This window comes from Arthrobacter sp. BC5 (assembly GCF_056680255.1).
The window spans coordinates 1,693,393-1,705,827 of record NZ_CM155273.1; the positions used below are offsets into that span (position 1 = coordinate 1,693,393).

Here is a 12,435-nt window from a genome sequence, read left to right on the forward strand (position 1 = left end):
GCCGGTCCCGATCCCGGGACCGGCTCCATCCTGCTGTACTACCCCTGTCCGGCTGAAGCCGGTCAACCCGGAAGGATCCTGAGTGTTACGCGTCATCGGTAAGCGGCTAGCGCTGCTCATCCCCACCCTGTTCGGCCTGTCCGTCCTGCTGTTCCTCTGGGTGCGCAGCCTCCCCGGCGGCCCGGCGACCGCCCTGCTGGGAGAGAAGGCCACGCCCGAGGCGATCGCCCGGGTCAACGAGCTGTACGGCTTCGACCGCCCCCTCATCACCCAGTACCTGACCTACATGGGCAGGCTGCTGCAGGGCGATTTCGGTGTCTCGATCAACACCGGCCGGCCGGTGCTCGAGGAGTTCGCCACCCGTTTCCCCGCGACGCTCGAGCTCACCGTCGTCGCCCTCATCTTCGCCATCGGCGTCGGGGTTCCGCTCGGCTACCTCGCCGCGCGCCACTACGGGCGTTTCCTCGACCACAGTTCCGTGGTGCTGAGCCTCGTCGGCATCACGGTGCCGGTCTTCTTCCTGGCCTTCATCCTCAAGTACCTTTTCGCCATCCAGTGGTCCCTCCTGCCGCCCGACGGCCGGCAGAGCCCCCGCATGGATGCCACCCACTACACGCAGTTCTACGTGCTCGACGGGCTGCTGACGGGCGAGTACGACGCCGCCTGGGACGCGTTCCTGCACCTCATCCTCCCGGGCCTGGCCCTCGGCACCATCCCGCTCGCGATCATCGTCCGCATCACGCGCGCCTCGGTCCTCGAGGTGCAGAACGCCGACTATGTCCGCACGGCCCGCGCAAAGGGCCTCATGGAGCGCACCATCCGCGGCAGCTTCATCCTGCGGAACGCCATGCTGCCCGTCGTCACGACGATCGGCCTCCAGCTGGGCCTGCTGATCTCGGGGGCGGTGCTGACCGAGACGGTGTTCGCCTTCAACGGCATCGGCCGGTTCCTGCGCGACGCGATCTTCGGGCTCGACTACCCCGTGCTCCAGGGGTTCATCATCTTCATCGCGATCCTGTACGCCCTGATCAACCTGATCGTGGACCTGTCCTACTCCGTCATCGACCCGAGGGTGCGTGTGCAATGAGTACCATCCTGCCTCCCGCCGCCGACGGCTCAGCGGCACCCACCGATCCCGCGATCGACACCGGGCGCGGCACCGGCCTCTGGAAGGATGCCTTCCTCCGCCTGAGGAAGAACCCGCAGGCCATCGTGGGCGCCGTCATCATCGGTCTCTTCCTGCTCGTGGCGATCCTCGCCCCGATCCTCGCCCCGCACGGTGGTGACGACCTCCCCGGCCGGACCTTCATCACCCCCACCACCATCCCCGGACCCGGCGAGATCGAGGGCTTCCCGCTGGGTCTCGACCGCTTCGGCGGCGACGTCCTGAGCAAGCTGATCTGGGGCGCGCAGGCGTCACTCCTGATCGGTGTGGTCTCGACGGCGCTCGGGCTCGCGGGCGGCATGCTGCTCGGGGTCCTCGCCGGCGGACTGGGCGGCTGGGTGGACAACGTGATCATGCGCTTCGTGGACATCCTGCTCTCCGTCCCGAACCTGCTGCTCGCCGTGAGCATCGCCGCGGTGCTGGGCCAGAGCTCCTACGCGATCATGATCGCCATCGGTGTCTCCCAGATCCCGATCTTCGCGCGTCTCCTGCGCTCGTCGATGCTCTCGCAGCGCGGTGCGGACTACATCCTGGCGGCGCAGACCCTCGGGCTCAGCCGCCGGACGATCACCATGAGCCACCTGCTGCCGAACAGCATGGGGCCCGTGATCGTGCAGGCGACGCTGACGCTGGCCACCGCCGTCATCGATGCCGCCGCGCTGTCCTTCCTCGGCCTCGGCGGCGGACTGCCGCAGGCCGCCGAATGGGGGCGCATGCTGACCTATGCGCAGGCCGAGCTCTCGGTCGCGCCGCAGCTCGCCTTCCTCCCGGGTGCCTGCATCGCGATCACCGCGCTCGGATTCACCCTGCTGGGCGAGTCCCTGCGCGAGGCCCTCGACCCGAAGACCCGCAGGAAATAGTCCTACCGCCGACATGTAAGCGGCCACCGACCTGACGTCGGTCGCCGCAGCGGACATTGTTAGGGTGGCATGGACGGATCCCGGCCGAGGCGGAACACGTACGCAGTACGCGTTCCTCTCCGGGGCTACCCCGGGGTACGCAGACCGACCAGCACATGGCGCCTCAGGCACCTGACTGCGCTTCGCGCAGCTCAGCGCCCGAACAGAAGGACAGGTCGGCCGGGATCCGTCGAACCGCTGCACGACAGTGCGGCGACGCCCGGGCCGAGGGGGAGCCATGGACGATCCGGAACGGACAGCGGGCGACCGCGCGGGCGACCGCGCGGACGGACCACCACGTGCCCGCGGCGTGCAGCTCCATAGGCCGACGGCGGGGGCCAGGACGCTCGCCCGGAGGCCCACGCCGGGCCGCCGGGGGCTCGCGTTCCTCCTCGCCGGTGCCTTCTTGGATGCTCCCGGATGGCAGCGCGAGGACCTGGTGCACGCCGGCGCGCTCGTCCTCGGTGCCCGACGGCGGTGGCTGGGTCCGCTCGTCCGTGCCGTCCTCTCCGGCTATCCGAGGCGGCCCGGTGGTGCACCGCGCGAGCTCGCCCGCTGGATCATGGCGCAACCCGTCTTCTCGGAGGCCGTGTCGAAGGCGGCAGCCAGGGGGACCGCGATCGTCCCGGCCGCCTGTCTGGTCCGGGATGAGATCACGCCCGACGGGCCCATCGAGGCGGCCGTCCCGGCGGGACCGGCCGGGATCGTCGAGCCTGCGCCTCCGCGGGACCTCGGCTGGCTTGCACGGGAGCTGAGGCTGACGCCCGGCGAGCTCGACTGGTTCGCCGACACCCGGCATTGGAACGGGAGGGCGCACAACCCGGACCTCCAGCACTACCGCTACGAGTGGCGGCCGCGCCCGGGGCGGGTTCCGCGGCTGCTGGAGGTGCCGGGGATCCGTCTCCGCACGGTGCAGCGCAGGGCTCTCGATCGCCTCCTGGCGCCGATTCCCCTGCACGCGGCGGCGCACGGCTTCGTGCCCGGGCGGAGCGCGGTCACCGGCGCCTCCACCCACACCGGCTCCGAGGTCGTGATCTCGCTCGACCTCACCGCGTTCTTCGCCCACGTCACCCCGGGCCGGATCTTCGGCGTCCTCCGGCAGGCAGGCTACCCGGAGGCGACCGCGCACGTCCTCACCGGTCTCTGCACGCATGCCGTGCCGGAACCGGTCCTGCGATCCATGCCCGACGGCGGCAGCGAGGAGGAGCGTTTCGGTCTCGCCCACGCACTGAGGACAGCACACCTGCCGCAGGGTGCGCCGTCGTCGCCCGTGCTGGCCAACCTCGCGGTGCGCAGGCTCGACTCGCGGTTGACGGGCTGGGCACAGGCGGCGGGAGGGACCTACACGCGCTACGCCGACGATCTCGCGTTCAGTGGGCCGGCGACGCTCGCGAGGCGTGCCGATGCGTTCATCAGCGGGGTGGAGCGCATCGTCGAGGCGGAGGGGCACGCCGTGAACCGGCGCAAGACGCGCGTCCGGGTGGCATCGGTGCGCCAGTCCGTCACCGGCGTCGTCGTGAACGCGCATCCGAACGTGGCCCGGACGGAGTACGACGCCCTCAAGGCGCTGCTGCACAACTGCGTGGTGCACGGGCCCGCGTCGCAGCGGCGCGGCCGGCGCGATCTCCGGGCACACCTCGCCGGTCGCATCGCATGGGTCTCAGCGCTCAACCCGCAGCGCGGTCGAAAGCTCCGGGAAGCCTTCGACCGCATCACCTGGTGACGGTCAGGACGCCAGTTCCTCGCCGATGTTGAGCTCGTTGCCGGGGATCGAGGCGAGCAGCTTCCGGGTGTACGGGTGGCGCGGGTTCTGGAAGACCTCCTCCGAGCTGGCGGCCTCGACCAGCTCGCCGTCCTTCATCACGCAGACGTAGTCCGAGATGAGGCGCACCACGGCGAGGTCGTGCGAGATGAACAGGTAGCTCAGGCCGAGTTCGGACTGGAGGTCGCCGAGGAGTTTCAGGATCTGCGCCTGCACCAGGACGTCGAGGGCGGAGACCGGCTCGTCGCACACGATCAGTTCGGGCTGCAGCGCGAGGGCCCGCGCGATCGCGACGCGCTGCCGCTGGCCGCCGGAGAGTTCCGCCGGGTACCGCCGGAGCGCGTTCTGCGGGAGGGAGACCTGGTCCATCAGTTCGCGGACCCGCGCCGAGCGTTCCTTCTTGGATCCGCGCTTGTAGGCGTTGAGGGGCTCCTCCACGATGCGCTCGATCGTGAACATCGGGTTCAGCGAGGAGTAGGGGTCCTGGAAGATCGGCTGCACGCGCTGGCGGAAGTCGTTGAGCTGCGCCTTGTCGAGCGTGGCCACGTCCATGCCGTCGAACGTCATGGTGCCCGACGTCGGTTCGATCAGCTTCAGCAGCATTCGCGCCGTGGTGGTCTTGCCGGACCCCGATTCTCCGACGATCGCCACCGTCTGCCCGCGGGGGACGTCGAGCGTGACGTTCTTCGCCGCATAGAAGTCCTCCTTGCTGCCACGGCGCTTGTAGATCTTCGTGAGGTCCCGGATCTCCACGATGTTCCGCGGAGCGGCAGGGACCGCAGGAGCCGCGGCACCGGCGGGAGCCACCGGGCGGTCGGACGACGACGTCGCCGCGTGGGCTCCCGCGGTTCCGCCGGGTGCGCCGGCCGACACGCCGTCGTCGATCGGTACGGGGCCCTCGTGCCCGGCTTCGTGCTCCGCGAAGACCGCTTCGGCGAGCTTCAGCCGCGTCGCGGCGTCCGCGGTGAAGGCGCCGGGACGCAGGCGCACCGCCGCGACGCTGGGAGCCGCGCGGACGAGCGACTGGGTGTAGGGGTGCTGCGGATCGTTGAGCAGCTGCTCGGCCGGTCCGGTCTCGACGACGCGTCCGCGGTGCATGACGACGAGCTGCGAGGCACGTTCGGCGGCGAGGCCGAGGTCGTGCGTGATGAGGAGCACGGACGTGCCGAGCTGGTCGGTCATCGTCTCGATCTGGTCGAGGATGGTGCGCTGCACCGTGACGTCGAGGGCGGAGGTGGGCTCGTCGGCGATGAGGAGCCGCGGCTGGCAGGCGAGGCCGATCGCGATCAGGGCGCGCTGGCGCATGCCGCCCGAGAACTCGTGCGGGTACTGCTTGGCGCGCTCGCCGGCGTCGGGCAGACCGGCCGCCGTCAGCACGTCGATGACGCGCTGCTTGACGTTCTTCTTGGTGGCCATGCCGTGCACGAGGAGGGTCTCTGCGACCTGCGTCCCGATCTTCGTCACGGGGTTCAGGTTGGACATCGGGTCCTGCGGGACGAGGCCGATCGCCCTGCCGCGGATGGAGCGCATCTTCGATTCCGGCAGGCTCACGAGGTCCTGGCCCTCGAACAGGATGCTGCCGGAGGTCACGCGGCCGTTGCCGGGCAGCAGCCCGATGCAGGCCATCGCCGTCGTCGACTTGCCGGAGCCCGATTCGCCCACGATCGCGAGGGCACTGCCGCGCTTGAGCGTGAAGCTCGCGTCCTCGACCGCACGGACCTCCCCGTGGGTCGTGCGGAAACTCACCGCGAGGTTCCTCACCTCGAGCAGGGGTGCGTCGAGGTTCTCTAACTGGGCGGTCGCGCTTCCGGCGGGAGTGATGTCCGTCATAGCACCATCGTGCCCTATCAGGAAGGACTTCACCGCCCAACCGGCGGCGGTCGGCCTAACTTTTCGGGAACGATGCGGGGCCGGCTCCCGCTGCCGCCAGGCGGGCGGCGAGGTGGTCCACGGCGAGCCGGTAGCCGTCGATGCCCGCACCGACGATCACGGCATCGGCCACCCCCGAGATGTAGGAGTGGTGCCGGAAGGACTCACGCCGGTGCACATTGCTGATGTGCACCTCGACGACAGGCAGCCCGACTCCGGCGAGGGCGTCGCGGATGGCGATGGAGGTGTGCGTGAAGGCCCCGGCGTTGATGACGATCCCGTCCGACGTCCCCCGTGCCGCATGGATGGCGTCGATGATCTCGCCCTCGTGGTTGGACTGCATCGCCGTCGTGGTGCAGCCCCGTTCCTGCGCGGCGTCGGCGGCGAGGCGCACGGCGTCGTCGAGCGTCGCCGTGCCGTACACGGCCGGTTCCCTGCTCCCGAGCAGGTTCAGGTTCGGTCCGTTGATCACGAGGATGCTGGATGTGCGCGCCGGGTCCATGCCCTAACTATGCCGCACGCGTGCCCGTGGGGACCGCACGTGCGGCCTGCGCGCGCAACCTGACGGCGCCCACCGCGCCCGCCACGGTCACGAGGCTCATGACGGCGAGCACGACGCCGGGATGCCACCAGGCGCCACCGGTCGCGATGCCGAACCGCTGGGTGATCGAGGGTGCGAAGCCGGCCACGATCGCGGCGATGCTGTAGGCGAAGGACAGTGCGGTGAACGCCGTCGCTGGCTTGAAGATGTCGGCCATCAGCCCGCCGAGGGCCGCCCAGCTGGCCGTCGGGAGGATGCCGCCGAGGATGATGGCCGCGATGTACATCGGTTCGGTGGCGATGCTGATGACCCAGTACAGGGGAAAGGCGATGAGTGCGGTCCCGAGGGCGCCGCCTGCGACCACCTTCGCCGAACCGATGCGCATCGCCAGGTAGCCGAAGGCGGGGATGGTGCCGAGTTGCAGGATGGACCCCACGAGGGCCGCGTTCAGTACGGTCGCCTGGGAGAGCCCCAGGGTCTCGGTGCCGTAGGCCTGCGTGTAGGTGACCATCAGGAAGTAGGATCCGATGCCCAGCACCGCCGCGGCGATCGCGACCACGATCGCGACCGGCTGCGACTTCAGGACCTCGAGGAAGGGGACGCGGGGGAGTGCGTGCGTCCGGTTCGTCTCCTTGAAGACCGGCGTCTCGTCGATGGCGAGGCGCAGGTAGATCGCGACGGCGAGGAACGGGAAGGCGAGGAGGAACGGGATGCGCCAGCCCCAGGTCGTCATGACGTCGGGGGCGACGACGGCGAGGAGCAGGAAGATGGCCGAGATCAGCATGGTGCCCACAGGCGAGCCGAGCTGCGGGATCGAGGCGTACAGCGCTCGCTTGCGCGGCTCGGCGTGCTCGGTGGCGATGAGGATGGACCCACCCCACTCGCCGCCCAGCGAGAGGCCCTGGAGCAGGCGCAGCACGGTCAGGATGATCGGCGCCCAGACCCCGATGGTGCTGTAGTCGGGCAGCAGGCCCACGGTGCCCGTCGCGAGGCCCATGAGCGTGATGGTCCAGATCAGGGTGCGCTTGCGGCCGATCCTGTCGCCGAGGTGCCCGAACAGGATGGCGCCGAGGGGGCGGGCGACGAAGCCCATCGCGAAGACCAGGAAGGCCGAGAGCGTCCCCGCGAGCGGATCCTGCTCGGTGAAGAACACGGTGTTGAAGACGAGTGCGGCGGCAGTGCCGAACACGTAGAAGTCATAGGATTCGAGGGCTGTTCCGACGAAGGAGGCTCCGGCGACGCGACGGGCCATGCGCGGATTCGATACGGGGGGCTGCTGCACGGTTGTGGACACGCTGAAATCATCCTCTGCCCCAGGGGTGCGGGCCATCTTTCAGGACGAACGTCACACCGCATCCGGTGGCTCTTCACCCGCCGGCGGGCCGGCGGGCTTCCCAGGGGAGGCGAGCCGGTGCGTGCCTTCAGGCCGGAAGCGGAGCGCCGAGGTGGGCGGAGATGATCGCGCGCCCTGCAGTGACGAGGGAATCCGTCACGGAGGCGGGATCACCCATGAAGCCGTGCACCATGGCGCCGTCCCGCAGCATGATCAGCTGGTCCGCGACGACGTCGGGCCGGTCCGCGCCGAGATCGGCCAGCAGATCTTCGACGACGGCGTGCAACCACACCCGGTAACGGTCCACGGCGTCCCGCACGAGGCTGCCGTCCGCGGGGTACTCGGCAGCGGCGTTGATGAAGGTGCACCCGCGGAAGCCCGGCTGGCAGGCCGCGTTCCCGTTGGCGGTGGCCAGGTGGAGCAGGACGGCGCAGGCGTCCCGGCCGGCGGCCTGCTCCCGCTCGACGGCGGCCTGCAGTCGCCCGAGCTGGTCATCGAGGTAGGCGACCACCAGGTGGTCCTTGGACTGGAAGTGGCGGTAGAACGTGACCTTGGTGGTCCCGGCGTCGGAGATGACCTTGTCCGCACTGACGGAGCGGATGCTGTTGGCGTCGAACAGCCGAGTGGCGGACGCGAGAATGCGGTCGCGGACGGGTAGCTGGGCGTTCATCATGCTCCATTGTGCGGGAGGAAGGGATTTGGGCCTGGGTGGAGTTACTAGTTAGTCTACCGGAGGAGCGGATGTCACCCAGGCTCCCACGACGGAAGGATCGACACATGAGTGCTCTCTACACGGCAGTGGCCACCGCGACCGGGGACGGCCGAAACGGCAAGGCCCACACCGATGACGGGCAGCTCGTCGTCGATCTCGCCGTGCCCAGGGAGATGGGCGGTGCCGGGGGTGCGACCAACCCCGAGCAGCTCTTCGCCCTCGGCTACGCGGCCTGCTTCCACAGTGCGCTCAAGCTCGTCGCGAGCCGCAGCAGGGCCAGGATCAGCGATACCGCCGTCACGGCGGAGGTCAGCATCAACCCCGCCGACGGCGGAGCATTCCAGCTCGCCGTCGCCCTGCACGCCGAGATCGGCGGAGTGGACCAGGAGACGGCCGACGCGCTCGTCGAGCAGGCGCACCAGGTGTGCCCCTACTCGAACGCCACACGCGGCAACATCGAGGTCACCGTCGACGCCACCATCGGCTGATCAGGCCTGACAACGACAGGACAGGCCCCCGCGGTGCGGGGGCCTGTCCTGTCGTTGTCCTGTCTCGCTCCGTATCGGCTACTTCCGCAGCGAGACCGCGATCTGCTGCATGATCGTCGGATCGGACAGCGTGGTGGCGTCGCCGACCTCACGGCCTTCCGCGACGTCCTTGAGCAGGCGGCGCATGATCTTCCCGCTGCGGGTCTTCGGTAGCTCGGGTACCACCAGGATGTTGCGCGGCTTGGCGATCGGGCCGATCTCCTTGCCCACGTGGTTGCGCAGAGTGGTGACGATATCGTCGTCGTCCTTCGCAGAGCCGCGCAGGATGACGAACGCGACCACCGCCTCACCGGTCGTCTCGTCGCTCGCTCCGACCACGGCCGCCTCCGCCACCGAGGGGTGGCTCACCAGGGCGGACTCGATCTCGGTGGTCGACAGGCGGTGGCCGGAGATGTTCATGACGTCGTCGACCCTCCCGAGGAGCCAGATGTCGCCGTCGCTGTCCTTCTTGGCACCGTCCCCGGCGAAGTACATGGCGTCGAAGCGGGACCAGTAGGTGTCCTTGAACCGCTGGGCGTCACCCCAGATGCCGCGCAGCATCGCGGGCCACGGCTCTCGGATGACCAGGTAGCCCCCCGAGCCGTTCGGAACGGACTCGCCCATCTCGTCGACGACGTCGACGGCGATCCCGGGCACCGCCACCTGGGCCGAACCGGGCTTGGTCGCCGTGACCCCGGGCATCGGCGCGATCATGTGAGCACCGGTCTCCGTCTGCCACCAGGTGTCCACGATCGGTGCCCTGCCGCCGCCGATGACCTCCCGGTACCACATCCAGGCCTCGGGGTTGATGGGTTCGCCGACCGAGCCGAGCACGCGGATGGACGAGAGGTCGTACTTCTTGGGGATGTCCCGGCCCCACTTCATGAAGGTGCGGATGGCCGTCGGGGCGGTGTAGAGGATGGAGACCTTGTACTTCTCGATCAGTTCCCACCACCGGCCCTGGTGCGGGGTGTCCGGCGTCCCTTCGTACATGAGTTGGGTGGCTCCGTTCACGAGTGGCGCGTAGGTGACGTAGCTGTGGCCGGTGACCCACCCGATGTCCGCCGTGCACCAGAAGACGTCGGTCTCGGGTCGCAGGTCGAAGGTGTTCCTGTGGGTGAACGCGGTCTGCGTGAGGTAGCCGCCGGTGGTGTGCAGGATGCCTTTGGGCTTCCCTGTGGTCCCGGAGGTGTAGAGGATGAACAGCGGGTGCTCGGAATCATGGGCTACGGCCGTGTGCTCGGCCGGAGCTCCGTCGACGACGTCGTGCCACCACACGTCGCGTCCCTCGGTCCATTCGACCGGCTCGTTGTTGCGACGGACCACGACGACGTTCGTGACGGTGTGGCCTTCCCGCTGGAGTGCGCCGTCGACGGCCGGCTTCAGGGGACTCGGTTTGCCCCGGCGGTACGTGCCGTCGGAGGTGACTACGAGCTTGGCCTCGGCGTCGTCGATCCGGCTGCGCAGGGCGTCCGCCGAGAAGCCGCCGAAGACCACGGAGTGGACGGCGCCGATCCGGGCGCAGGCGAGCATGGTGATGACCGCCTCGGGGATCATCGGGAGGTAGACCGCGACGCGGTCGCCCTTCCGCACGCCGAGCGCCTCGAACGCGTTCGCCGCCTTCTTGACCTCCTGGGTCAGGTCCGCATAGGTGATGGTACGGGTGTCTCCGGGCTCGCCCTCGAAGTGGATCGCCACGCGGTCGCCGAGTCCGGCCTCGACATGGCGGTCCAGTGCGTTGTACGCGGCGTTCACGGTCCCGCCGACGAACCACTTCGCCACGGGTGCGTCGGACCAGTCGAGCGTCTCGGTGAAGTCCCGGTCCCAGGTCAGGAGTTCCCGGGCCTGCTTCGCCCAGAACTCGGTGCCCAGCTCGCGCGCCTCGTCGTAGAGGGATGGCTGCGCAACGGCCTTCGCGGCGAAGTCCTCACTCGGTGGGAAGCGGCGTTCCTCGTGCAGCAGGTTCTCGAAAGCATCGCCTTGCCGTTCGGCGCTCATGTTCTACCCCTTTGTGACGTGTTCGGTGACGGACGGGACGCTTGAGTGGTGCAACGGTTCGCCGCACCACCACGTGCTCTAGGGGAACACTATCGAGTTCTCCCGCCCGACGTGTGCCCGGCGTCACAGGACCTAGCCGAGATGCCGGGATTGTGCGATGAGCGGCTCTCGCGCCTCGCCTCATCGGTGGAGATGGGGCGGACCGGTGGCTAGGGTGGAAGGAGGTAACCGACGCCGGTGATCGATATCCGCCGGCGACCAGCGCTACGAACGGGAGTACGAGATGACCGAAGCATCCGAGGGGCAGCGCAGCGCCGTCGTCGAACAGGGGGCGGCCCGGCCGGACTCCTCCGGGGAGGCAGGCGCATCAGCTGTCGGCACGCAGGACCGTCCCGGGAAGGCCACGCAGTCCGGTCCTGAGACGCAGACCTCGGTGTCCGGGTCCTCGGGCCCGAGCGAGGCCGTGCTTGGACCGTTCACCCTGCGGGAGCTCGTCTTCGGCAGCGGTGTGGCGCTCGTGTTCATCGGCACGCTGCTTCCCTTCATCGACGGCGTGGTGCGCTATGCCACCTTCTGGAACACGGCCCCCCTCTTCTTCATCGGGATCGGGATCCTGCTGCCCGTGATCGCGCTGGCTCTCCTTGCGGGGCGCCGCCTCGGTAGCTCCGGCCTCCGCGTCGGTTCCCTGTCCGTGGACCAGTTCGCGTCGGTGTCCGCGGTTCTGGCTGCGACCTTCTTCTTCCTGCAGACCGTCACCGCGTTCCACGCCGGTCCGCTGGTGGCCTTGATCGGGTCCCTGGGCATGCTGGCAGCAACCGTTGCCGGTCCGTTCCTCCCCGTCCTCAAGAACGATTTCTCGGACCGGCCGGAGGTGCCGGCGCGGGTCGCCGCACGCCCGATCACCGCTGCACGACCGCGACCGGCCAAGGAGGCCAAGGAGGCCAAGGAGGCCAAGGAGGCCAAGGAGGCCAAGGAGGCCAAGCCCGCCAAGTTTGCGGCGCGGGTGACGTCCCGGGTGACGCAGTCGTCGAGGCCGGCGACGAGCGGCCCGGTAGGCGCTTCCGACGCAGGCCGGCCCGATTCGGGTGGAGTGAACCCTGCCGCGGCGGCGGTCCTCCAGAACGGCGCGGGCCTGTATGGTGCAGGCGGCGCGGGAGCGGTGGGAGCGGGCGCGGCAGCATCAGGACAGTCCGGCATGGAGCGCGGAGCATCCCAGGAGACCGCGGCGCACGACGAGGCTTCGGCGAGCCCGGCTGCCCATGGCTCCGAGGCGGGTGCCCATGCTGTCGACGAGACGCGGGTGAACGAGGTGGTCCGGGACGATTCCACGCGGACCTATGCTGCAACGGACACCTCTCCGGAGGAGCGTGGCCGTCAGGAACCCATTACCGCCACGCGGTCCGCGGAGGAGGAGCCTGTCCTCGAGGCGTTCTGGTTCGCGGTCGGATCGCCGCGACGGGTCTTCGACGAGCAGACCGGGCGGGAGGCCTTCACGCTGCAGCCCGGTGATTGGGAAGTCGGCATCGAGGACCGCGGCAACGAGTTCCTGGTGCAGGACAAGCGCACGGGAGCGGTCGGCGTCCTGCGGGACCTGCGCAACATCGAGCGCGCCCCGCGCGACTGATTCCT

Annotated in this window: 10 protein-coding genes; 5 read left to right on the top strand and 5 right to left on the bottom strand. The window is 69.4% G+C overall.

Going from position 1 to position 12,435, the window contains the following annotated elements:
* Positions 1 to 82 precede the first annotated feature (82 nt).
* The 3 genes from AC1MFI_RS07805 (at position 83) to AC1MFI_RS07815 (ending at position 3,787) form a co-directional block, all read left to right on the top strand.
* Positions 83 to 1,087 carry an ABC transporter permease gene (locus AC1MFI_RS07805; protein WP_479820561.1) on the top strand — a complete coding sequence of 335 codons (1,005 nt, stop codon included), beginning with the start codon at positions 83 to 85 and terminating at the stop codon, positions 1,085 to 1,087.
* A complete protein-coding gene (locus AC1MFI_RS07810; RefSeq protein ID WP_479820562.1) occupies positions 1,084 to 2,025 on the top strand; it encodes an ABC transporter permease in 942 nt (313 codons plus the stop codon). Before AC1MFI_RS07805 ends, AC1MFI_RS07810 begins: the two co-directional genes overlap by 4 nt.
* Positions 2,026 to 2,374: 349 nt before the next feature.
* Positions 2,375 to 3,787, top strand: a complete 1,413-nt coding sequence (locus AC1MFI_RS07815) for a reverse transcriptase family protein (RefSeq protein ID WP_479820563.1) — start codon at positions 2,375 to 2,377, stop codon at positions 3,785 to 3,787.
* 3 nt (positions 3,788 to 3,790) lie between these two features.
* Here the strand turns inward: AC1MFI_RS07815 and AC1MFI_RS07820 are convergent, their stop codons facing one another.
* From AC1MFI_RS07820 to AC1MFI_RS07835, 4 genes are all read right to left on the bottom strand, one after another.
* Entirely contained in the window at positions 3,791 to 5,656 is a 1,866-nt protein-coding gene (locus AC1MFI_RS07820) for a dipeptide ABC transporter ATP-binding protein (RefSeq protein WP_479820565.1), read from the bottom strand.
* Positions 5,657 to 5,711: 55 nt separating this feature from the next.
* A complete protein-coding gene (gene aroQ, locus AC1MFI_RS07825) occupies positions 5,712 to 6,197 on the bottom strand; it encodes a type II 3-dehydroquinate dehydratase (RefSeq protein WP_479820566.1) in 486 nt (161 codons plus the stop codon).
* 7 nt (positions 6,198 to 6,204) lie between these two features.
* Positions 6,205 to 7,530: an MFS transporter gene (locus AC1MFI_RS07830; protein ID WP_479820567.1), complete on the bottom strand. Its 1,326-nt coding sequence runs from the start codon at positions 7,528 to 7,530 to the stop codon at positions 6,205 to 6,207.
* 127 nt (positions 7,531 to 7,657) lie between these two features.
* On the bottom strand, positions 7,658 to 8,242 hold the full coding sequence (locus AC1MFI_RS07835) for a TetR/AcrR family transcriptional regulator (protein ID WP_479820568.1): 585 nt from the start codon (positions 8,240 to 8,242) through the stop codon (positions 7,658 to 7,660).
* A gap of 104 nt (positions 8,243 to 8,346) precedes the next feature.
* Here AC1MFI_RS07835 and AC1MFI_RS07840 point away from each other — a divergent pair, with 104 nt between their 5' ends.
* Positions 8,347 to 8,769, top strand: coding sequence for an organic hydroperoxide resistance protein (locus AC1MFI_RS07840; RefSeq protein ID WP_479820569.1), 423 nt, complete (start codon positions 8,347 to 8,349; stop codon positions 8,767 to 8,769).
* A gap of 78 nt (positions 8,770 to 8,847) precedes the next feature.
* On the opposite strand, the gene acs is transcribed toward AC1MFI_RS07840, so the two are convergent.
* Positions 8,848 to 10,806, bottom strand: a complete 1,959-nt coding sequence (gene acs, locus AC1MFI_RS07845; RefSeq protein ID WP_479820570.1) for an acetate--CoA ligase — start codon at positions 10,804 to 10,806, stop codon at positions 8,848 to 8,850.
* 283 nt (positions 10,807 to 11,089) lie between these two features.
* On the opposite strand from acs, the gene AC1MFI_RS07850 reads away from it, so the two are divergent.
* Positions 11,090 to 12,430 (top strand): PrgI family protein, encoded by a 1,341-nt coding sequence (locus AC1MFI_RS07850; RefSeq protein ID WP_479820571.1) that lies wholly within the window; start codon positions 11,090 to 11,092, stop codon positions 12,428 to 12,430.
* The last annotated feature ends 5 nt before the right edge of the window (positions 12,431 to 12,435 follow it).